A 22,052-nucleotide genomic window follows, 5' to 3' on the forward strand; every position below is an offset into this window, starting at 1 on the left:
ACAATCGACTCGACCCAGCGGCCGGCGCAAGCCGGCCGTTTCTTTGCGCGCCGCGATTCTTGCGTTAGGCTGTTGGCTGGTCCTCTGCCACGCCGAGCCCCGAGCAAGACGAGCCGTGTCCTCCTTCGACCCGCAAGCCTACGGTGCGGCGATGTCGCCGCTCCTGGCGATCGATCGCTGCCGCGCACTCGATGGCGGCGCTCCCGATCGCGACGTTCCGACCGCTTTGGGTCAGTTGTCGCTCGCTGAAGCGTTCGCCCCGGAGCGAATCCGCGATGAGACGGCCGCCCGGGCGTGCTTGGCCGGGCTCTGGCTGCTGCATGACTGTATCGACGAGTCGCACGCCGTGAGCCAGGGGATCGACACCCCCTCGGGCAGCTTCTGGCACGGGATCATGCACCGTCGCGAGGGGGATTTCGGCAACTCGAAATACTGGTTCCGGCGGGTCGGCGACCACCCGGCGTACGAATCGCTGCCGGCCGCCGCTGCGTCGCTCGCCGCAACCGCCCCCCAGCGCTCTTGGGCCGAACGGCTGGCTCCCGGGGGGCGGTGGGACCCGTATGCGCTGGTCGACGCCTGCCAGGCGGCCCTGCGTGACCGGGGGGATTTGGCCCCCTTCTGCCGCCGGGTTCAGCAGGCCGAGTGGGAGTCGCTCTGGGACTTCTGCTACCGCTCGGCGATCGGCTGACCGCCCCCGGCGGATCGTGATGCCTTTGCCAAATTGAGGGGTGGCTGGGGTCGAACGAAGTGAGCCCCCAGGGGATCCTGGGGGCTCCGCTGCGCTGCGACCTCAGCCACCCTTCCAAGGGCATTGGTATCACCACCCCCCCGGCGGCGACCCTTGCCGGGGCTCGGCAAAAGCCGATACTGAAGGTCTTGCCAACCCCGCAGGACCGCCGGGCTCGCGCCCCGCGTCGCCTGCCTTCTTGCCACACATCCGTAAGGAACCCTCGCCATGTCGCGCTCCGGAGCGATCACGTTCAAAGGCAACCCCATGACGCTCGCCGGCCAAGCCGTCTCCGCCGGACAAGCGGCGCCTGACTTCAAGCTTCACTACTTCGAGGGGGGGATGAAGGCGATCACCCTGGCCGACTGCAAGGGCAAGCCGACGCTGCTGTCGGTCGTCCCGTCGCTCGACACGGGCGTCTGCGCAATGCAGACCAAGAAGTTCAACGAATCGCTCGGTTCGCTGGGCGACAAGATCAACGCGCTCACCGTCAGCCTCGATCTGCCGTTCGCGATGAACCGTTTTTGCGGCGCCGAGAACATCACCAACATTCGCCCCGCGAGCGATTACCAGGATCGCAACTTCGGTCAGAACTACGGCACGCTGATCGAGGAGTTGAAGATCTTGACCCGCGCCATCTTCGTCCTCGACGCCGACGGCAAGCTGACGTATGCCGAGTACGTCCCTGAAGTCACGAGCGAACCGAACTACGATGCCGCGCTGGCCGCGGTGAACGCCCTGCTGTAGGAGCTAGGTCGACTGAAGATCCGACAAGCCATGGGTTGTCGTATGAAAGCCCGTAAGCACGAAGTCGGAGGATGTCCGCCAGAAGCAATGCTGTGTGGCTTACAGCCGTCAGCTTACGGTCTTTCGCCTCGTCGCGCGAACGATTCGCGACCGTTTGGATTTGCCGCTGAATCCCGCCTGAAATCCCGCCTTGCTCTCGATTCTTGCCAGAACCCCACCCCAGGAACCCCGCCATGTCCAGTCTTGTGCAAAAGCCGGCCCCGTCGTTCCAAGCTCAGGCCGTCATGCCCGACGGCTCGTTCAAGCAGGTCAGCTTGGAGGACTACCAGGGCAAGTACGTCGTGCTGTTTTTCTATCCGCTCGACTTCACCTTCGTTTGCCCGACCGAGATCATCGCGTTTTCGGACGCGGCGAAGGACTTCGAGTCGCGCGGCGTGCAGCTCTTGTCCTGCTCGATAGACAGCCACTTCACGCACCTAGCGTGGCGTGAACGGCCGCGCGAGCAGGGGGGCCTGGGGAACATCCAGTACCCGATGCTCGCCGATCTCAACAAGCAGATCGCCGAGAACTACGGCGTGCTGCTCCCCGGCGGGATCGCCTTGCGGGGGTTGTTCCTCATCGACAAGACCGGCGTCGTTCGGCATCAGGTCGTCAACGACCTGCCGCTGGGCCGCAGCGTCGAGGAAACCTTGCGGATGGTCGACGCCCTGCAGTACTTCGAGGCCAACGGCGAGGTCTGCCCCGCAAACTGGAAGAAAGGTTCGCTGACGATCAAGCCGAACCCGCGGGAGAGCCGCGAGTATTTCGAGAAGGCCCACCTGCAGACTGCAGGTTGACGACTGCGCAGCTGCGGGCGATCGATTTTCCGGGCGGCGCAGGATGACCTGCGCCGCCTCGGTTTCGATATTGGGCCCGCACGACGCTCCGCAACGGGCTCGTGAACGACTCTCGGTCGGGGCGGTTGTGAACGAATCGACGCAGCGAGACGTTGTTGACTTCCGTGTGCTTTGACGCAGCCGATTCGACTCGATCTGACAAAGCACGAGATTTCCCTGGCGTGAAAGAAGTTTGGTCATGGCTCGATTGATTGTCATTGTCGCGACGATGATCGCGATTGCGCTTTTGGCGAATCACTTTTTGTTGCAGGGGGGCGACGTTCCCCCGCCCGGCGCCCTCGACGCGCCGGCCGAGAAGGCCGTGGTCGAAGAGCCGGCCAAAGAGAAGGCGGCCAGCAAGTCCGCCACGGAAGCGGTCGACCAAGAGTCCGCCTCAGATAAGGTCGCCGACACAGTCCAGGCGGCCGGCGCTGCTGAAGAGACTGCCCCGGCGAGTCCCGCGACGCAAGACGTCGTCGCCGAAGCCCCGATCGCTCCGGTCGGGAAGCCGGCCGAGGAGACGGTCCTGTTGGGCGAGGACGACTTGACCGCAGGTGTTCCCGGCGAGGGGGATCTCACGCTCGACGAGATCAGGGCGTGGGTCTCGGACGCCAAGAATCACGTCGTGCTCAAGCCGCAGTTGCCGCTGGGGCTCGACGCCGGCGCCGGCGAGATCCAAGGGCTCGACGAGAACCCGCTGACCCGGGCGAAGATCGAACTCGGCCGACAGTTGTTCTTCGATCCCCGCCTCTCCAAGGACGGCACGATCAGTTGCGCCTCGTGCCACGACCCTGAGTTCGGATACGCCAAGGACACGCAATTCGGCGTCGGCATCGCCGGGCAGACCGGCAATCGCAATTCCCCCGTGGCGTACAACCGCATCCTCAGCGGACCCCAGTTCTGGGACGGTCGGGCCTCGTCGGTGGAAGAGCAGGCCGTCGGCCCGATCGCCAACCCGATCGAGATGGGCCACGAGCACGAGGCCTGCGTCGCGCAGCTCAGGGAAATTCCCGGCTATGTGGCGCAGTTCGACGCGGCGTTCCCCGGGATCGGGCTCACGCTCGACGGCGTGGCCCAGGCGATCGCGTCGTTCGAGCGCACGCTCGTCACTGGCCCGGCGCCGTGGGATCATTATCAGGCCCTCAAGTCGTTCGAGCAGGCGTACGCCGAGGACCTTGAGCCCGAGTATCTCGGAGAGTTCGAGGAGGACGATCCCGAGGCGTTCGCCCAATACCAGGCGCTCAAGGCTGCGGCCGAGGCGAACCCGATTTCCGCCAGCGCGGTTCGCGGCGGCGAGATTTTCTTCTCGAACAAGGGAGGCTGCACCGCCTGCCACGTCGGGGCCAACTTCACGGACGAGAAGTACCACAACCTCGGCGTCGGGATGGACGCCGACGAGCCGGACCTCGGCCGGTACGTCGTTACCGAAGTCGAAGCCGACAAGGGCGCCTTCAAGACCCCGACCGTGCGCAACGTCGCCCTGACGGCGCCCTACATGCACGACGGTTCGCAACAGACCTTGGAGGAAGTCGTCGAGTGGTACGCCAAGGGAGGACATCCCAACCCCTGGCTGAGCGACAAGGTGCTGAAGCTCGAACTCACCGACCAGGACAAAGCCGACCTTGTGGCGTTCATGAAAGAAGGCCTCACGAGCAAGCTGCCGAAGGTCGAGAGGGGACGGTTGCCGGAGTAGCCAATCCCGTCCGGCGCAACTGCGACCGAGCAATGCGACAACCACGGATGACACGGACCGTTTCGATTCCTGTCGGCTCGGCTTGATTTCTAGCGCGTGTTGCCATGCGATCTCCAAGTCGAGATCGAGTCGCGGCAGTATCGATCGGCGAGATCTGTGAATTCCGCGGTACCTGGGGATGCGGCTTTGAGCTGTCGCGATAGGAGAGTTCCGGATGCAACCTCCCCAGGGACCGACGCCTCGGGGACGAGGGGCGGCCATCCGACCCGACAATCCGTATCTCACGGTTCAGCAGGCCCCCGACCTTGAGCATGTCGCCGACGACGCGGAGTACCTGGGCGAACTCGAGCGCCCCGCGACGCAGTACCTCGACGATCTGTCGCAGTCGATCGTCAGCGAGAACGATTCGCCCGACATTCCGTTTCGTTGGAGCGTGAACCCCTACCGCGGGTGCGCCCACGGGTGCAGTTACTGCTACGCCCGGCCGACGCACGAGTATCTGGGATTTTCCTCGGGACTCGATTTCGAAACGCGCGTGCTCGTCAAACGCGACGCCCCGCGGCTGTTGGCCGAACGGCTCGCCGCTCCCCGGTGGCGGCCCGAGTTGATCGCCTTCTCGGGGGTGACCGACTGCTACCAGCCGATCGAGCGCGCGCTGCAGCTCACCCGCGGTTGTTTGGAAGTCCTCGCCGAGTGCCGCAATCCGACGGCGATCATCACCAAGAACGCGCTGGTGCTCCGCGACCTCGACCTGCTCAAGGTCCTCGCCGCACACGACGCGGTGCGCGTGGGGGTGAGCGTCACGACGCTCGATCAGTCGCTCGCGCGGGAACTCGAGCCACGGACGAGTTCTCCCGCGGCGCGGCTGCGGGCGATTGCGGAGCTCTCTGCGGCGGGGATTCCGACCGAGGTCCTCGTGGCGCCGGTGATTCCCGGGCTCAACGACAGCGAGATCCCCGCGATCCTCCGCGCCGCGAAGGAGGCGGGGGCCCGTCGGGCCGGATTCATCCTGCTGCGGCTGCCGACGACCGTGCAGCCGATCTTTTTGGAGTGGCTCGCCCGCTGCCGACCGAACGAAGCGGCCAAGGTCGAGGCGTTCGTTCGCGACGCGCGCCAGGGGCGGCTCAACACGGCCCAGTTCGGCGAGCGCATGCGGGGCCGCGGCGTGCGGGCCGAGCAAATCGCACAGACCTTTCGCGTCTTCGTCAAGAAGTGCGGCCTCGACGAGCTTCTCCCCCCGCCGAGCGCCGCCGCGTTCCGCCCCCCGCGCATCACGGGGAAACAGCAGTCGCTGTTCTGAGAACGAAGTTGCTTCTCCGGCAAGAGCGCCGAGTCAGGGCGTCAAAGCTGCGGTCAACGCCGCGTCGACGTACGCTCCGATCGCCGGCTCCTGCGAGGCGCGCGGGCCGGCGACGTTGAGCCGGGCGACGGCGTGCCGCGACAGAAACTGCCGCAGCAGCACCGCGGCCTCGAGCGGCCCGCACTCGTCAGCCGTCAGAACAAGCAGCGGTTTCCCCTCGCGCTCGGCCGACTCGGCGGTGAGCCGCGTTCCGCCGGAGAGCTCGCGTCGCAGGGCGAAGACGACCGTCGCCTCGCTTTCGCGGACGTTCCGTTCGGTCCGTTCGGCGTAGCGGCGCGACTCGGTCTCGCGCAGCCGGTACCGCGCCGGCAGCGGCCCGTCCTCGGCCAACCGTCCCAGCGGACACCAGCCGTCGTGCGGCAGTCCCGTGCGAATAGCAAAATCAAGCGCCGCCCGATCCGCCCCCGTCTGTCCGCCCGAAACGATCGTCAGCACTGATGGAGACGCCATGGGCAAAGGGGGAGAGGCTGAACCGCCAAGCATCTCAAGTAGCGTCGACGAACCCCGGATGAACGCAGACGCACGCGGACGCGAAGGCAAGGAACACGGACTCATTCCGATCTGCGTTCGCCGGCGGTTCCTCCCAGCCGGTTCCTGAGAGGCGCTCTTGGCGTCCTTGGCGGTTCAAGAGAACGTGCACAGGCTGCTCTGCACGGTGTCCTCCGTGCCGATCAACCCGCAGCCGCTACGGTCGCAGGCCGTCCGGCACGCCGTTGGGATAGTACTTCTCGATCGCTTGCTCGATGTATTCCGCCCGGTTGGCGGGCTTGGGGTGGGTGCTCATGAACTCCGGCGGGCCGCCCCCGCCGCCGGTCGCCCGGTCGAGCACCTCCATCACCTTGATCATCGACCGCGGGTCGTATCCGGCCGAGCCCATCAGCCGCACGCCCCAGTCGTCGCTCTCCAGTTCCTGATCGCGGCCGTACTTCATGCTGAGGACCGACGAGACCATCTGCGCCATCCGGGCGCTGTTCGCGTCGCCCCCCAGCACGCCCATCGCTCCGGCCAGCCCTTGGTACAAGCCCTGCTTGGCCATCCGTTGGTTGCCGTGGCGGGCCAGCACGTGGCCGATCTCGTGCCCCAGCACCCCGGCCACGGACCCTTCGGTCGGCAATTGGTCGTACAGGGCTTGCGTCATGAACACTTGCCCCCCCGGCAACGCGAACGCATTGACCGTCCGCGGGTCGGACAGCAGCGTGAACTGGAACGCTTTGAGATAGGGGTTGCGCCGCGGCGGCTGATCCGGGTGCTTGCGCGACTCCTCGCGGAGGTCCTTCTCCAGCGCGTCCAGCAGCCGCCAGCCGATTGTTTGCACCGTTTGTTGGGCCTGGAAATCGCGCGACGGCCCGCCGTGCTGAGCGACCATCTCGGGCGCCGCCTGCAGGCCAAGCTGGATCTCCTCGGCCTCTTCGGTCATCGCGACCCGCTGCACCTCGCCGGTCGTCTCGTTGAGATCGCCCGGTTTGGCGTAATAGCTGAGAAAGGCAAACGCGGCGATTGCCAGGGCGATCAACAGCCGCACCTTGAGCGCGCTGCCCATGCTCGGCTGGGCCCCGTTTCGCGGAGTCCCGCGCCCGAACATGGGCCGGGCCTGCCGCGATTGGCCGTAGCCCCGTTGCTGCTGAGGAGTTCCGAATTGAAAGGGCATGACGCAACTCGCCAAATGCGATCCCAAGGGGGGAGAAGCGACGACCGACGAGCCGTATCATAGCAAAGCGCGTTCGCCGAAGCACGCGCCGTGATCGCCTCGATGAGCCGAGGGCGTTCGACCCCGGGCGCCTGGCGGCAGAGTTGGTTCCCCTCAACGCCCTCATTGCCGCGAGCCGCCCGTATCTGTCCCAGCGAGAGACCCGACCATGCCCCGCACGCCCCGCGTCGAGATCGAATTCTGCACCCAGTGCCGCTGGCTGCTGCGAGCCGGGTGGACGGCTCAGGAGCTGCTGACCACCTTCTCGCAAGAACTGGGCGAGGTCGCTCTCGTCCCAGGCACGGGCGGGGTGTTTCGCGTCAGCATCGACGACCGCCTTGTCTGGGATCGCGCCGCCGAAGCGGGTTTCCCCGAGCTCAAGGAGCTCAAGAAGCGCATCCGCGACCTCGTCGCACCGACCAAAGACCTCGGCCACAGCGACCGGATCGCGGAGCAGTAGAACCGCCAAGGACGCCACAAGCGCCCAGAAAGGGCGCGACGGCACAACCTCACGGCGCCAGCGAGTTCGCCAGCGCCACGACCGCCAGGGCCGTGCAGAGCAGGGGGTCGTCTTCTTTCATCAGCGAGCTCGCTTCGTTCCGAAAGGCGCCGTCGGGACGCTGCTGCGCCGCCACGAGCTCGGCAAGCTGCCGGCGCTCGGTCTCCGGCCAGTCGAGGGCGCGATACGCCTCGGCCCGGACCGAGTAGTGATAGAACTTGACCGCGTCTCCCCACGGCTCGGGGTAGTCGGTCGGGATCCCCTGCGGGTAGTCGAGGTTCGAGTGCTCGCGGAGCCACGACTCGGCGCCGGCGAGCCGCTCGTCGTCGCGTGCCACGCCGGCCGCGATCAACGCCAGGATGCCGTCGCAGGTGGCCGTCGCGTAGCTGCGCCAGTGAGGCGCCGGGTCGTCGCCGACGCGCCCCTTGTTCGCCGCGAGCACGGTCGGCGAGAAGTAGAATCCCCCGTCAAAAGGAGAGGCGGAGACCCCCTCGCCGGCGGGGAGCGCAGGCTGCGGTCGCGTCATCATCAAGAAGGGCGAGTTGTACCGCTGGACCACCCCCAAAAACACCTCGGCCCGGGCGGAGTACCGCGACGTCAATTCCGCTCGCACGCCCGCCGGTCCCTCGGCCGCGGCCGCGAGGGCCGCCAGCGCCCGTCGCGTGTGGGCCAAGTCCATGTGTCCGGGATCGCCGGGCCCCTTGGCGACGTCGAACCCCCACCCGCCGTAGGCGAAGTTTGCCGGCGAGAACTCCTCCGCTTCGTCGAACTGAGCGCCTGCGAGCCAGCGGGTCATTTTCGCGAGCAACTCCTCGTCGCCAGGATCATCGACCGCCAGCAGGCACAGGATCGCATACGACGTGCTGTACGCCGGGTACTCAAGCACGTCCGCATCGGTCCGTCCCAGCGCCCCGGCTTCGTCGACGTGTCGGCGAATGAAGTCGAGCGCCCGATCGACCCCCTCGGCAGGTCGGGGCGCAATCTCCTCGGGGACGGCGAGCAACGCATGCAGCACGTACGGCGTGAGCGCCTGCCCGCTGCGCATCACCGCGTACTGCCCGCTATGCCACCCCCCGTCCTTGCCTTGCTGCGACCAGAGGCGAGCCGCGGCGCGAGCAAGCGCCAGGCGCGGCGACTCGATCTCGGCCGACGCCGTCGGAACGGCTTGGAAAACGATCGCAACGGCAATCACTGACAGCATCAGCGGATTCATGCTCAGCGTCTCTCATCAGCGCAGGGAGAAGAAAACAATGACGAGCCGGTCCGCCGCGCGGTCCGGAACGGGCACGTGCGATCGCCGCGGTCGGCAATCGCGAGCGTGCACCGATCTCGGCGAGTCCGGACGACGGCAGGCGCTACGCTATTTGCTCACCGCCTCGGTCGCCGCGGCGAGAGTTTGGCCGCCGCCGGCGGTCCGTTCTGCCATCGCCACGAGAAACTCGCGGTCGCGGTCGGTGGTGAGGCATTGCACGACCGCCGCGGTGCAGAACACGGGGCTGGTAATGCAGTGATGGCCCGCCCAACTGCCGTCGTTGTTTTGGATCTTGGCGAGCCGCTCTTCCATCTTCTTCTGCCACTCGGCGAACTTCTCGCCCCCGGCGATGACGAGCGTCTCGCTCGTCATCAGATAGCTGAGGAATTCCTCGCCGCCGTTGTTGCCGAAGCCGGCCAGCAGCTTCTCGTCGTTGAGCCGATCGATTTGCGAGGCGTTTTGGACTGCAGCCGCGGCGAGGCGGCGGACTTGCAACTCGTCGGTCACGCCCGACTGCCGGATCGACTCTTCGCTCACCGGGGCCGAAGCGGCCACCTTTCCCTCAGCCTTGGCCCGTTCGACGACCTGCTCGGCGGCCGCGGCGTCGGCGGCATTGCCGCGGAAGGCGCCGTTGAAGGCGTACAAGTCGACCCCCGCAGCGGCGCTCGATTCGGTGCGCCCGCTCTTGGAGTCGTAATTCCCCTTCTGGTAATCGCGCGCCTTCTGCAATACTTCTTTGTCGACCTGCTTTCCTCCGGCGGCGGCCAGCTCGAGCGCCGAGCAGGCCAGCGACGACTGCAGCACGGGCGCCCAGCCCCCGCCTTCGTTCCAGGCCCCGTTGGCCGATTGCGACTTCTGCAACTTCGCCAGGCAGACGTCGAGCGCCTTGTCGGTCCGCTCCCGCAGCGGATCGTCGGCCGGCAGCATCGCCAGCGCCCGGGCGAGATACTGGGCCGTCATCGCCGTGTCGACGAACCGGCCGAGCTTCGTCTGCGGCTGAGTTCCTTCGATCGCCGTGATCCGCGACTCGTTGGGGGGGGCCTGTTCAACGGCGGTCAGCAGGTACTCGAGCCCCTTGCGGACCTGCGACTTGTACTCGCCGGCGATCGGGGTGTGCCCGCTCCGCAACAACGACAGCAACGTGAACGACGTCGTCGCCGGGTCGGTCTTCACCGCGTGGGGATCGCGAATGTTTTGGGCCGAGTGGGACCCGCCCCCCCAGCCCCCGTCGTTGTGCTGGGCCGCGATCAGCCACGCGACCCCCTTGGTGACGAACGCGGGGATATCGCCAGGGCTTGTGTGGTTGGGATGCTCGTCTCCTTTCGCCTTGCCGTCGGTTTTCGCCTCGGTCGATTCGTCGGCGGGCTTCTCCTCGGCGGCGATGGCCTCGGCCTGTTTTGCCGCGGCGAGCGACTCCTCGATGGTTCGCGGGGCGTCGTCCCCCCGCGTCCCTGCGGCCCAGACCGCCCACCCCGCCAGTCCCGCCGCTCCCCACGCCCATGCTTGCAGTTTCATCTCGTTCGCCTCTCGTAGAACCGGAAGTGGATGTCATGCCTGAATCGGGGCGCAACGCCGCGACTCGCGACCTGCCGCCGCTCAGGCGTTCGGCCGAAGCGTTGGACGCCCGAATTCTACGAAGAGTTCCCGTGATTTCTTGTCACGAGGATGTAACGAGGGGCGGGGCGAGTCGCTTGCATGCAACCGGCGCCGCACGGACAGGCTGAGCATGCAGTCCGATGTCCCGGATCGTGAGTTCTTCCGAGTTCATCGTCGACTGCGATGAATTCGGAACAAGATTCGCCCGACGACTGCCAGGTCGCCTTCGATCAGGTCGACCGCGAGTGACGTGAAGCACGTCATTCGTCCGGCTTGCGCCGCTTGCGCACGCGGCCCTTCGGGGCGAACATGCTTTGCACTGCCGCGACCCCTTCCAGGAGCAGGTCGACTTCCTCGAGCGTGTTGTACAGATAGAAGCTCGCCCGCGTGCTGGCCGAGATCCCCAGCACCCGGTGGAGCGGTTGCGTGCAGTGGTGCCCGGCCCGCACCGCGACGCCGAACCGGTCGTTCAGCACCTGGGCGAACTCGTGGGCGTGGATCTGGTTGAACGCAAAGCTTACCAGTCCCGCGCGGTGCTCGGGCGCCGGGCCCAGGATGCACAGCCCGTCGGTCTGTTCGAGCCGTTCGTAGCAGTACCGCGTCAGTTGCTGCTCGTGCCGGTGGATCGCCTCGAGCCCGACCGCCTGCAGATAATCGATGGCCGCGCTCATGCCGATCGCCGGGACGATCGGCGGGGTCCCCGCCTCGAACTTCGCCGGCAACTCGGCCGGGGTGAACGTGTCGAGAAACACGTCGTTGATCATGCTCCCCCCGCCCAAGAACGGGGGCATCGCGTCCAAGAGCGCCTCCTTGCCGTACAGCACGCCGACGCCGGAGGGGCCCAGCATTTTGTGCCCGCTGAAGGCCAGAAAGTCGCAGTCGAGCGCCTGGACGTCGGTGGTCATGTGGGGAACGCTTTGGGCTGCGTCCACCAGCACCAGCGCCCCGGCCGCGTGGGCCTGCTCGATGATCTCGCGGATCGGGGTGATCGTCCCCAGCGTGTTCGAGACGCTCGTCACGGCCGCCAGCTTCGTCCGTTCCGACAGCAGCGACGTGAACGACTCCATGTCGAGCCGCCCGTCGCCCGTCATTCGCACGTGCTTAATCGTCGCCCCGGTCCGGGCCGCCAACTGCTGCCACGGGACCAGGTTCGAGTGGTGCTCCATAATCGTCGTCAGGATCTCGTCCCCGGCGCGAACGTTGGCGTCCCCCCAACTGCGAGCCACGGTGTTGATCGACGCGGTCGACCCCGAGGTGAAGATCACCTCGTGAAAGCGCTTGGCGTTGATAAACGCCCGGGTCTTCTCGCGGGCCTCCTCGTATAGTTCGGTCGAGCGCTCGCTGAGGGTGTGGATCCCCCGATGGACGTTTGCGTAGTCGCGCTCGTAAACCCCGGTGATCGCGTCGATCACCTGCCGCGGATGCTGCGTGCTGGCCGCATTGTCCAGGAACACCAGCGGCCGCCCCTGGCCGACTTCCTCCGTGAGAATCGGAAAGTCCGCCCGCCACTGGGGCGAGAGAAGCTGCGCGGGATCGACGGGCGTGACTGAGGGCGGCATGCGAATTGAGCGTGGCGAATGACCAATGACCAAGTTCCATTGACCACGGTCAGACTCCCGCGTTCCTTTTCTTGGTCATTGGCGCTTGGTTATTGGTCATTTCCAACTGGCGAATGAATCGCCCCTTGGATCACCTTCCACGACAGCAGGCAGCACTTCTGCCGATTCGGGGTCAGCCGCGGGCCGTAGAGATTGAGCATGTCCTCGGCCGAAAACTGCTTCACGTCCTCGACCGTCTTGCCGAACAGTTCCTCGAGCAGCATCGAAGCCGAGGCTTGGCTGATGACGCATCCCTCGCCGGTGAAGGCCAGATCGACGATCTTCCCCGCGTCGTCGAGCTTGAGCTGAATCTCGACGACGTCGCCGCACAGCGGGTTCTTGTCCCGATGAACGTGCGTCGCCCCCGCGAGCGGCCCGCGATGAAACGGGTCCTCGTAATGGTCGAGGATGTGGTCCTGATAGAACTCGTCGTCGGAAGGCATGCGAGCGGCGTGAGTCGTGAGTCTTGAGGCGTGAGATCCGGCGAGCGAACTTCAGTTCGCGGCACAAGCGGCAAAATATCCTCGCGAGCTGCGGCGTCCCCGCCGCTGGCCGGCGAAACCGATTCGCCGTTCCATGCAGTCTAGAAACGCCCCGAGCGCAGGGCAAGAACGGCGTGTCTCCCTCGTGGACGAGCAACACGATGAACAAGAGTGTCGAGTGAGGTTGCGAGGACCGCAAAGAACACGCCTGCCAACAGCAAGGGAACCCGCAGAAACCCGCTCAGCGGCGTATCGCTCGGTACGAAGAGCACTGTTGCGACGAAGCAGCCTATCGCGACGCTCCGACAAAAAGTCAATATCCGCTGCTGGCGAAGGCGTTTGCGCTCGGCGACCTGGGCGGCGATCTGCCTGGCGAAGGACTTCGTCACCGTACTCGGATGTGTTGACGTCGCGGCGACCTCGGGCGAGGCGCCCCGCAGTTCCGGCGTCGTCCGACCGGAAAACTCGTTCGCTGCCCGAAAATCAGGAGTAAACCACAACAATGTCCCGCAATGCGGACACGGCGCATCGTGCGACCAAATCGATGGCTCGATGCACACCGACTTGCCGCACACTCGGCAGCAACTCGGCTCCCCTTCGGGCGTGCGGGTCGGGGTGAACATCGCGCGGAGGCGCCATGGATGCGGGGTCAAGAAACCTTTGAATTCATTCTACGCCAGCGCGTGAGCGACCGCCAAACAGTAGGATGGCGCACGCGACGGGCCGGGGGCGAGACGCCCCGGCTCGCGCCGAGGGGGGGAACTCCAATTCGAGCGCAGTGTCACGCCTTGTCCCGCAAGATTTCCGTCGCCCCGTTCTTGCCGCAGGCTCCCATCACGCCTCCGCCCGGGTGGCTGGCGGCGCCGCAGAGGTAGAGGCCCGGGACCGGCGTGCGGTGGTCGGCCCACCCGGCCACCGGGCGCATGCTGTACAGTTGGTGGAAACCCATGGCCCCCTGCATGATGTTTCCCCCCGTGATCCCGTACACCCGCTCCAGATCCAGCGGGGTGAGGACCTGCCGATGCTCGATCGCCCCTGGCACGTTCGGGGCGTAGCGGGCCAGCACCTCGACGCACCGATCGCCCAGCGCCTCGCGCTGGTCGTCCCATGAGCCCTCGGCCAGCTTGTACGGGGCGTACTGGACGAAGATGCTCAGGATGTGCTTGCCGGGCGGGGCGATCGTGTCGTCGACGCTGGTGGCCATCGTGCATTCCAGCACCGGCTCGGCGCTGGGTCGGCCGTACTTCGCGTCGTCGTACGCCCGGTCGATGTAATCCATGCTGGGGCCGATGTGCATCGTGCCGTGATGGTGAGGCATGACCCCCGACCCCGGCAGGCAACTGAACTGCGGCGGTTCGGCCAACGCGAGATTCACTTTCGCGCTTGCGCTGGCGTAGTCGATCCGCGCGACCGCCTTGCGGAACTCGTCGGGGAGCACCGCCGGGTCGAGAAACTTCTCGAACGTCAGATGCGCATCGACCGTCGAGGCGACGACCCGCGTCTCGATCTGCGAGCCGTCCTCGAGCCCCACGCCGCACACGCCGTGCCGGTCAGTGTGGATGGCGTGAACCGGCGCCTCGCGACGGACGACGACCCCCAGGTCGGTGCAGGCCCGCTCGAGCGCGTCGGACAGCCCCCCCATTCCCCCCTGCACGTACCCCCACACCCCGCGGGCGCCGCCGGCCTCGCCCATGACATGGTGCAACAGCACGTACGCGCTCCCTGGCGAGCTGATTGACGTGAACGCCCCGATGATCGCGTCGGTGGCCAAGGTCGCCTTGAGCGCCTCCGACTCGAACCAGCGGTCGAGGATCGGCCGCGCGGCGCCGGTCAACAGCTCGATCGCCTCGGGCATGTCGGAGCCCAGGGCCTTGAGCGCATTGTGCAGCTTCCACAATTTCTTGCCGTCACGCAGCCGTTTGGCCAGACCGATCTTCCGCCACCCCTCGGGCAGCGGCAGCGGGTCGGGCGCCGACTCGCCTAGGCTCGGTTCCAGCGTCTCGGCCACTCGCTCCAGCAGCCGGTTGTAGCGCGGGTACGCCACCGCGTCGGCGACGCTGAATTTGCTGATCTCCCGCTCCACGAGCGCCGCGTCGGGTCCCAGGGTCAGGCTCCGCCCGTCGGGCAGCGGCGTGAACGACGACGGGTTCCGCGGCAGGATGTTCAGCCCGTACTCTTTCAACCGCAGCTCGCGCAGGATCGGCATCTGAAACAGGCTGATCACGTAGGCCGCGGTCGAGACCTTGTACCCGGGCCACAACTCCTCGGTCGTCGCGCAGCCCCCCAGCACGTGTCGCCGTTCGAGGACGCAGACCCGTCGCCCCGCCTTGGCCAAATACGCCGCGCAAACCAACCCGTTGTGCCCGCCGCCGATAACGACCGCGTCGAACTTTCCAAGGTGAATCATGAAGGGAGCGCTTCCGTGCAAAAAGGGGCTGGCGGCCGACGGTTGTCGGCTCACGACCTCGCTACGAAACTAGCCGAGCAGGCCGGCGCCGAAAAGGCGATTCGCGCCGAGTCGCCGCCGCGCTCCCCCGATCGACGCTGGTTGAGCCCTGCGAACTTTGCCGTGCTCGCGCAGTTTTCCATGCTTCGCGCGCTACAACCCTAGCAATTTCGCGGTGGCCAACCAGTGAAGCTCGCCCGAATCCGGTCCGGGGGCTTCCCACAGACTCACCGCGGCGACCGCCCCTTTGGCGAACCGGAGGTTCGCGTTCCGCCGGCCGATCAGCTCGCCGGCGAGAAAACTCACGTCGGGGGCGTGGCCGACCCAGCACGCCGAATCGACCTCCAGCGAGCGGGTCCACGCCGTCAGCTCGTCGAAGTCGCTTCCGGGGGCGAGCGCCTCGAGCCGGACGACCTCGGGTTCGTGGGCCGTCCCGGCGGCGATCAGCTCGGCCGTCTCGACGCACCGGGCGTAGGGGCTCGTGGCGATTGCCTGCGGAGCGAACCCCGCCTCGGCCAGCCGGGCGACGACCCGCGCGTAGCGCTCTCGCCCTGCTTCTTCGAGCGGTCGCTGCGAATCGTCGGGCCACCGCGGATCGCCGTACTCATAGGCCCAGGCATGCCGGGCGATGTAGATGAACATGGGGGAGGAGCGAGGGTGATTGATGAGCGTTCCAAACCCGGCGCGGATCGCGTCAGCGATCGCGCCACAAGTCGCGATCCGCGACGCCGAGCCGTTGTTGCACCGCGGCGATCTCCCGTTTGAAGCGTTTTGCGTCGACCGGATACCCCGCCGTCGGCTTGAGCCCCGGGACGCGCTCCCGCCACCAAGCGTTGAACTCGTGCATTGCCAGTTCGCGCAGGTACTTGGCCGTCATCGAGGCGAGCGCCGCGGGGAGTTCCGCCTCGCCGCCGACGCGAAACGTCGCCGTGCAGGACGCGCCGCGATGCGACCAAGCATAGCGACTCGCCGCCCGGCTCTCGCCGTGGATCTCGATCCAACTTTCGGGAAAATGACTTTGCACGAGCGCCGCGTAGCGATTCCGCCCCCCGTGCTTGTCGCACGTGATGACGATCTCGCCGCGAGCCGGGGCGTCCCCGCCCCCGGCAAACTCGGCGTCCCCGCCCCCGGCGCACATCCCCTCCGCCTCGATCGCTTCGTCGACGATCTCCCGCACCAAGGCGAGCGTCACGTGCGACAGCGCCGCCCCTTTCGTGCCGTGCACGTCGACCAACGCATTGAACTCCGCGGGAAACACCAGCCGCGCCCGCAGCGAGACGAGCTGCACCCCGGCTTCAAGACACGACGTTCTCAACAGCTCGGCGGCCCCGGCGACGTCGTCCCTCGTCGCTTCGAGCGGCAGGGCCAACGCATCCTCGGCATGCCACGGCAACCGCCGCCGCAATTTGTGCGGATCGGCGCCGAGCGATTCCATAAGATCGGTCGTGGAGAGCGTCGGCGGACCGGAAGAAGCCGTCCACGCTGCGAGCACGCCGCGCTCAAGCGTCCGCAAGCCGCTCCCCGGCTTGTAGAGCGCCTTGGAATCGGCGATCGCCACCGGCGGCGCCCCGTCGCCCCGCAGAGCCCGCTCCCCGTTCCGCTTGCGGCTTCGCGCCCCCCGGTCGGAGCCGTCCCGTGTCACCCCCTCGCGGAGCAACGCGTAGAGATCGACTTCGTCGCGGTGCAGTGCGACGGGCGTTGCGGCGATGGCCGCCGCGGGCGAGGACGCCGCGGCTCGCGGAGAAGCATGTTTCGAAGTCGGCGTCGTTGCGCGCGACTTGTTGCGAAGCGCATCCCCCATCGCACCGACGCACCACGCCGTCGCCGCGACCGCCAGCGGTCCCAGATTCGGCCCGTACCCCGCTTCGTCGACCCCGATGAGAATCGTCATGCGAGGCAGTATAGCGACCTCGTGGTCGATTCTCTCCGAGAATCGACTGCAATGAGCGGACGGCGCTAGCCGCCGGCGTCGCCACAGCGGAGCCATACCGACCGCCGCAGGGGGGCGTGAAGCGTAACGGAGCGTATCGTACTCATGTCGGCGAAAGCGCCGCGAACTTGTCGAAATCCGTCAGAAGAACCCGCCCCCGCCTTGGGGCGCGGTCGAGTCGGGCGTGTACGCGGCCTTGTGTTCTTCGAGGATGAGTTCCCTCGCCTCGTCCGCCTTCAGTTCGGCGTTCCACCCGGTGAGCATCTCGACGCCGACTTGCGTTCGGTCGACGCCGCGCTCGAAGGCGTCCAGCCAGCAAACGGCCGCTATCGCCGCGACCTGCACTTCGACCGAATCGCTCTCCTCGCCGATTCTCACCAGGGACTCCGCCAGTTTGCTGTCGAAATCCGCTCCTCGCGAACCAGACAAGCCCAGCGCTCGCACTAGTGCGACTTGCTTGCGAGGCTCGCTGTCCCCGGCGGCCTCTTGGATGACGCGCTCCGCGACCGAGAGATTGTTGCTTTTTCTCGTAGTAGCGCCCATGAGCTGCCGAGCGCGCCGCTGGACCCTTTCATTGGGGTGCGTCAGTCCGGTTATCAAGGCGTCGAGGTTCGAGTCCGTCAGGGGCATGCCCGAGCCCATGCCGTCGGACCCGAACCCGTGATAACCGGCCGGCGTCGTGAGCAGCCCCAGGGCGAGGATCGCCTCGTCGGCCTCGTCGCCGGCGAGCAGTTCGTCAAGCAGCGCACGTCCGTGGTCGCTCTGCGACGCGGCCAGCGCCGTCAGCGCCGACGGCCGCAGCGGCGACTTCCGGTCGCGAGCCCACTCCAGCAGCGTCGCTTGACTCTGTGTGTCGACGTGGCGCAGATGACTGACAAGGACGTCCGTCAACTTGCCCCACTTCTTCGCATCGCTGCGATACCGCTCGACGAGCGCCGGAAACCAATCTTCCACGGGGAGCTGCGGATCGCCCCCGGCGGTCAGCAGCTCGATGGTCCGATGCTTCAGCTTCCCGGCGCCGTCGCCGCCCCAAGTGGTGAAGTCGTACTCCCCCGCCACGTCGAGGATCGCCTCGGCCGCCTCGCGCCCCTTGCCGGCTCGGCCGAACGCCGCCATCGCCTCGATCGCGTCGATTCGCTTCTCGGTTTTCAGTTCGTACCGCCACTTCGAACGCCACTGCTCGAACGTCTGCCCGTCGTACAACAGCACCTCCCCCTGCAAGCCCGGTCGTCCCCGACCCCGACCCGGGCCTGCGGCGGCATCAAGGGGATCGGCGTACCGCTCCTGCCGGCCATACTCCGGCGCCGCCTTGCGCGTGATCTGCACGGCGACCTCAGACAGCATCTTCGAAAGCTCCTTCTTCACCGCCGCCTCGGCCTCCTCGACCGTCATCCCCCCCACCGCGACGCGGCCGTAAGCCGGCCCGAGAGCGAGTCGGCCTTGCTCGTCGAGCCGATACTCGCCGTCGATCGGCTTGTCAGGAAACGCGCCGAGCACTTGCACCACGACCGTTTCGCCCGGTCGCAGCCGCATCGTTTCCGGCGGCAGATCGCCCGAGACGTACGGCGCAGTCGGAACGGGCGCCGCCGTTGTCGCCATTGACGCTATCTTAGTCGCCGGCGCGCCCACAAGCGGATGCCCAGAGCCCCAGTTCGAGGACGGCTCGCTGGTCGCGGCGTCGGAAATAAAGGGAGAACTGCCAGACGGCGCCCAACCCGGCGGAGAAGCCCACGTAGTACGAGCAGCCTCGTGATCCGTCGTCGCCGCCGGCGCGAGCACGCGGAAATCTTTGCGGAACTCCTCGTCCGACTCTTGCCATTCCTTGCGTTGCTTCTTCGCCGCGGCGAGGAACTTCCGAATAATCGCGTCGAGGGCGCGGCGGTCCTTGTCAGGATCGGGGAATATCTGCCGAAACGACAACGTGATTGTGTTACCCTCGGTCGGGATGTAGACGGCAAGCCGACCCTCGAACGGATGGCCGATCGTCGGATCGATTCTGATTCCCAGCGAGCCGTAATCTTGATACCTCGACAGTTCCTCCCACGCGGAGTGCAGCACTGCTTGGCTCGTCAGAAGTTGCTGCCACTGTCGCAGCGACTCGTTGCGGGCCTTCGCCGCGTCGTCCGCGGTTGCATCCGGGGCAGCCGGGGCGGCGGGCACGGTCAGATGGACGACCGTTGTCCATCGTTCCATGAGTTCTTGCTGCCAATCTTGCGGGAGGTACGCGGGCGCCGACGCATAGGGATTGAACGTACTCAGGACCTGCGGGTCTTGCAACGTTACGCTCTCGCCGGCCCGCACCGGTTTCAGCTCACTCGTCGCTCCGTATGTCTTCGCCATGGGGGCGGCTTGCGATGAGCGCAGCTTTTGCAGTTCGTCCTTCTTCGCCGCGAGTTCCTCGGCCAGGATTTCTTGCACGCCGACATACTCGTCCGCCAACTCGTCTCGACGGACCTCCATTCGCTCGCTGAAGGTCCGTTCGGCCTTCTCGACCGCAACGGATCTCTTGGCATTCAATTCCGCTTGCAGTTCGGCGAGTTGCTGCTTGAGTTTCTGCATGCGCTCGACGTGCTGGGCATCGCCAGTTTGCAGGGCCGCGATCTCGTCGTTGCCGAGGGCTTGCAGGACGAACGAAATGCGACTGCGAAGCATCCCAAGCTCGGCGTCGTCCCCCAGGGCCTGCTTGACTGCGCCGAGCCGCCGGTCGGCCGACTTGAGTTTCGCCAGCTCGCGGGCCTGTTCGAGCCGACTCTCCAGCAGCCGCTTTTCCAGGTCGACGATCGCCGCCTCGATCCGCGCCTCGTCGCCGGGGGCGGACGGACGATATCCGCTCGTCGCCGGCTGCGGTCTGTCGACCTGCGTCGGCCACGGGGAAACAGGCTCGACTGTGCTGCCGTACCTTTCGCCCATCTGCTGGGGCGTCAGCATCGGGTTCGAGGGCAGCGGGATCCCCTCGCCGACCAGTCGGGCCGTCACCCGCGTCCCGGAACCCCCTTGTCGCGACTCGAACACGAACTTCGCGTTGGAATCTGCCGGCACCGTTGCGATCAGCATCCGCACGACCGTCTCCCGACCGTCCGGGGCCTGGCGAACCCCCTCCTCGATGCGGCACGGAAATCCTTGCGATTCGATATCCCCGAGCAATTGCCGCTCATCGGCCCCGGCGGGCGTCGTGGTACGGATTTCTTTGGTCCGAGATAATGGGTCTAGATCCGTCGCTAGAGTATATCGGTCCTGAGCCGCAGGCTGAGAAACGGTGGTTTGTGCTTGTCCTTCCACGGCGATCGCCTTCTGCGACACGGCCGTCAACGACACGACGCCTGCAGCAGTTGCCGCCAGCGCCGCGCCGACGACGCATACCGTACTCCGTGAAACTCGCATCGATTCGCGCTCCACATTGAGGATGCGCCGCACCCGCGACGCGAGGGGATGATTGGCCATCGCACTTGCCGCAGCGAGCCGGGGCGTCCTCGCCCCCGGCGCGCGCCGCTTCGCCGCCAGCGTCACCAACAAGTCCGCATACTCGACCGGTCGCCCGGTGAGCCCGACCACGATCGCGTCGCAGCACTCCTCGCGATCGCGGCGCACCTGCCGGCTCGCCAACCACACGGCCGGGTGGAACCACAGGCACGACTCGACCACCCGCTGGGCGAGGTTGACCGCATTGTCCCAGCGGCGGACGTGGGCCAGTTCGTGGACGAGCGCCAGCTCGAGATCCTCGGGGCCCCACCCCGTGACCGCCGCGGCCGGCAGCAGCACGAGCGGGCGGACAATCCCCACGAGCACCGGTTGGGCGATCGCATCGCTGGCCGCGACGGCGACCTGGCGCGAGATCCGCAGCGCCGCGCGAATCCGCTCGGCCGCGGCCACGATCGGCCCGTCGCTCACCGGAACGGCGTTTCGTCGCAATCGTTGGGCGCCAGTCAGCCCGAGGGCAAGCCACGCAAAGGTGACGGGCGCCCCGACGAGCCACGCCCAAGGCAAGTGCGCAACGGCCCCGTCGAGGAGCGTGTGCCAAAACGCGCCGCTCGCGCCCCCGTCGCCGTCTGCGACGAGTTGCGGCGCACTCGGAACCGGCCCGCCCCCCGCTGGCGGCTTAGCGGGCTGGGCGCCCGACGCCTCGTTCCAAGTCGCCGCCTCCGACGTCGTCGTCTCCCAATCCCCCGCAGGCGTCGGCTTGCCTGCCACGAACGGCGTCTCTTTGAGATCGATCACCCGCGGCGGCGCGCTCGGCGCCGGCGCGGGCGCAAAGGAGGGAACCCAGTTCGCGGCGTCGGCGAAGACGGCCCCAGCGGGGCTCGCCATGGGATGTGCGCCGGGGGCGGGGAGGCCTCGGCTCGCAGGGCCGTCATGTGTTGCGAGCCATGCGGCGATGGCGATTGGCGCCATCGACAAGCCGGCGAGCGTCGCCAGCGACGCGGCGTACCGCACGCCGGGGGCTGCCCGTCGCAAGGCGAGCCGCAACGTCGCCCCGACCGCCGCGACGAGCGCTCCGATCCACAACGAGTGGATCATCGTCCAACCCGCGAGCCGCCATAACGATTCCCCGACGATTGGCAAGTTCATAACGCAGGACCTTGTTCAGCGAGAGTTGGAGAAGTCGTCTGTTCCCGTCAGGGCGTCGTCAGATCCCAATCCGCGCGAGCCGCTCACCTAGTTCGTCCTCGCTTCGTGTCCGGCGCCGCGTCGATCAGCGCGCGGAGCTCGGCGAGCTGATCCGCGCTCAGCGCCCCCCCTTCGACGAGGTGGGCGACCAGCCGATCGGCCGCGCCGCTGAAGACGCGCTCGACGAGTCGATCGACGATCCGCCGCTCGGTCTTCTGCTGCGTGACGACGGCCGACCACACCGCGCCGCGGCCGCTGCCGGTCCGCTTCACCAGCCGTTTGTCGGCCATCAACCGCAGCATGGTGGCGACGGTGGTCGTGGCGACCTCGCGGTCGCGACGAATCGTTTCGCACAGCTCGCTCAGCGCGATCGGCCCGGCGGACCAGAGGACGCGCAGGATTTCGAGTTCGCCGTCGGTCGGCTGTTCGCTGGGGGGGCGGGACATGAGGGGCTCCGGAAGTCGATGCGGTCGGGCGCCGTGCGCGGCCCCGACGCCTGAATTCTAACGAATTAGAACAATCGGAATCAAGCGAATTTTGGAGAATACCGCTGAG

Annotated in this window: 18 protein-coding genes; 6 read left to right on the forward strand and 12 right to left on the reverse strand. The window is 66.9% G+C overall.

Going from position 1 to position 22,052, the window contains the following annotated elements; genetic code table 11:
• The first annotated feature begins 115 nt into the window (after positions 1–115).
• From KF688_09505 to KF688_09525, 5 genes are all read left to right on the forward strand, one after another.
• On the forward strand, positions 116–688 hold the full coding sequence (locus KF688_09505; GenBank protein ID MBX3425900.1) for a hypothetical protein: 573 nt from the start codon (positions 116–118) through the stop codon (positions 686–688).
• 267 nt (positions 689–955) lie between these two features.
• Positions 956–1,474 (forward strand): thiol peroxidase, encoded by a 519-nt coding sequence (tpx, locus tag KF688_09510; GenBank protein ID MBX3425901.1) that lies wholly within the window; start codon positions 956–958, stop codon positions 1,472–1,474.
• Between the two features lie 233 nt (positions 1,475–1,707).
• The gene (locus KF688_09515; protein ID MBX3425902.1) at positions 1,708–2,310 is read left to right on the forward strand and encodes a peroxiredoxin; all 603 of its coding nucleotides are present in this window, start codon (positions 1,708–1,710) and stop codon (positions 2,308–2,310) included.
• 268 nt (positions 2,311–2,578) lie between these two features.
• Entirely contained in the window at positions 2,579–4,042 is a 1,464-nt protein-coding gene (locus tag KF688_09520; GenBank protein MBX3425903.1) for a c-type cytochrome, read from the forward strand.
• Positions 4,043–4,256: 214 nt separating this feature from the next.
• The gene (locus KF688_09525) at positions 4,257–5,342 is read left to right on the forward strand and encodes a PA0069 family radical SAM protein (protein MBX3425904.1); all 1,086 of its coding nucleotides are present in this window, start codon (positions 4,257–4,259) and stop codon (positions 5,340–5,342) included.
• 33 nt (positions 5,343–5,375) lie between these two features.
• Here KF688_09525 and KF688_09530 read toward each other — a convergent pair whose 3' ends face one another.
• Both KF688_09530 and KF688_09535 read right to left on the reverse strand, forming a co-directional pair.
• Entirely contained in the window at positions 5,376–5,957 is a 582-nt protein-coding gene (locus tag KF688_09530; protein ID MBX3425905.1) for a putative molybdenum carrier protein, read from the reverse strand.
• 130 nt (positions 5,958–6,087) lie between these two features.
• Positions 6,088–6,984 carry a M48 family metallopeptidase gene (locus tag KF688_09535; GenBank protein MBX3425906.1) on the reverse strand — a complete coding sequence of 299 codons (897 nt, stop codon included), beginning with the start codon at positions 6,982–6,984 and terminating at the stop codon, positions 6,088–6,090.
• Between the two features lie 274 nt (positions 6,985–7,258).
• Here KF688_09535 and KF688_09540 point away from each other — a divergent pair, with 274 nt between their 5' ends.
• Positions 7,259–7,549 (forward strand): SelT/SelW/SelH family protein, encoded by a 291-nt coding sequence (locus tag KF688_09540; GenBank protein ID MBX3425907.1) that lies wholly within the window; start codon positions 7,259–7,261, stop codon positions 7,547–7,549.
• Positions 7,550–7,598: 49 nt separating this feature from the next.
• Here KF688_09540 and KF688_09545 read toward each other — a convergent pair whose 3' ends face one another.
• The 10 genes from KF688_09545 to KF688_09590 all read right to left on the reverse strand — a co-directional run bounded on the left by KF688_09545 (position 7,599) and on the right by KF688_09590 (position 21,943).
• Positions 7,599–8,801, reverse strand: a complete 1,203-nt coding sequence (locus KF688_09545; GenBank protein MBX3425908.1) for a hypothetical protein — start codon at positions 8,799–8,801, stop codon at positions 7,599–7,601.
• Positions 8,802–8,948: 147 nt separating this feature from the next.
• On the reverse strand, positions 8,949–10,355 hold the full coding sequence (locus KF688_09550) for a hypothetical protein (GenBank protein MBX3425909.1): 1,407 nt from the start codon (positions 10,353–10,355) through the stop codon (positions 8,949–8,951).
• A gap of 341 nt (positions 10,356–10,696) precedes the next feature.
• Entirely contained in the window at positions 10,697–11,995 is a 1,299-nt protein-coding gene (locus tag KF688_09555; protein ID MBX3425910.1) for a cysteine desulfurase, read from the reverse strand.
• Between the two features lie 89 nt (positions 11,996–12,084).
• Positions 12,085–12,477, reverse strand: coding sequence for an SUF system NifU family Fe-S cluster assembly protein (locus KF688_09560; protein MBX3425911.1), 393 nt, complete (start codon positions 12,475–12,477; stop codon positions 12,085–12,087).
• A 140-nt stretch (positions 12,478–12,617) separates the two neighbouring features.
• Positions 12,618–13,139: a hypothetical protein gene (locus KF688_09565; GenBank protein ID MBX3425912.1), complete on the reverse strand. Its 522-nt coding sequence runs from the start codon at positions 13,137–13,139 to the stop codon at positions 12,618–12,620.
• A gap of 158 nt (positions 13,140–13,297) precedes the next feature.
• On the reverse strand, positions 13,298–14,923 hold the full coding sequence (locus KF688_09570) for an NAD(P)/FAD-dependent oxidoreductase (protein ID MBX3425913.1): 1,626 nt from the start codon (positions 14,921–14,923) through the stop codon (positions 13,298–13,300).
• A gap of 192 nt (positions 14,924–15,115) precedes the next feature.
• A complete protein-coding gene (locus tag KF688_09575) occupies positions 15,116–15,604 on the reverse strand; it encodes a histidine phosphatase family protein (GenBank protein MBX3425914.1) in 489 nt (162 codons plus the stop codon).
• Positions 15,605–15,656: 52 nt separating this feature from the next.
• Complete coding sequence (locus KF688_09580) at positions 15,657–16,853, reverse strand: hypothetical protein (GenBank protein ID MBX3425915.1); 1,197 nt, start codon at positions 16,851–16,853, stop codon at positions 15,657–15,659.
• Positions 16,854–17,033: 180 nt separating this feature from the next.
• Positions 17,034–21,458 carry a polysaccharide biosynthesis/export family protein gene (locus KF688_09585; GenBank protein ID MBX3425916.1) on the reverse strand — a complete coding sequence of 1,475 codons (4,425 nt, stop codon included), beginning with the start codon at positions 21,456–21,458 and terminating at the stop codon, positions 17,034–17,036.
• A gap of 83 nt (positions 21,459–21,541) precedes the next feature.
• Entirely contained in the window at positions 21,542–21,943 is a 402-nt protein-coding gene (locus KF688_09590) for a BlaI/MecI/CopY family transcriptional regulator (GenBank protein ID MBX3425917.1), read from the reverse strand.
• Between the last annotated feature and the right edge of the window lie 109 nt (positions 21,944–22,052).

It is taken from the genome of Pirellulales bacterium (assembly GCA_019636345.1).
Classification (GTDB): Bacteria; Planctomycetota; Planctomycetia; order Pirellulales; family Lacipirellulaceae.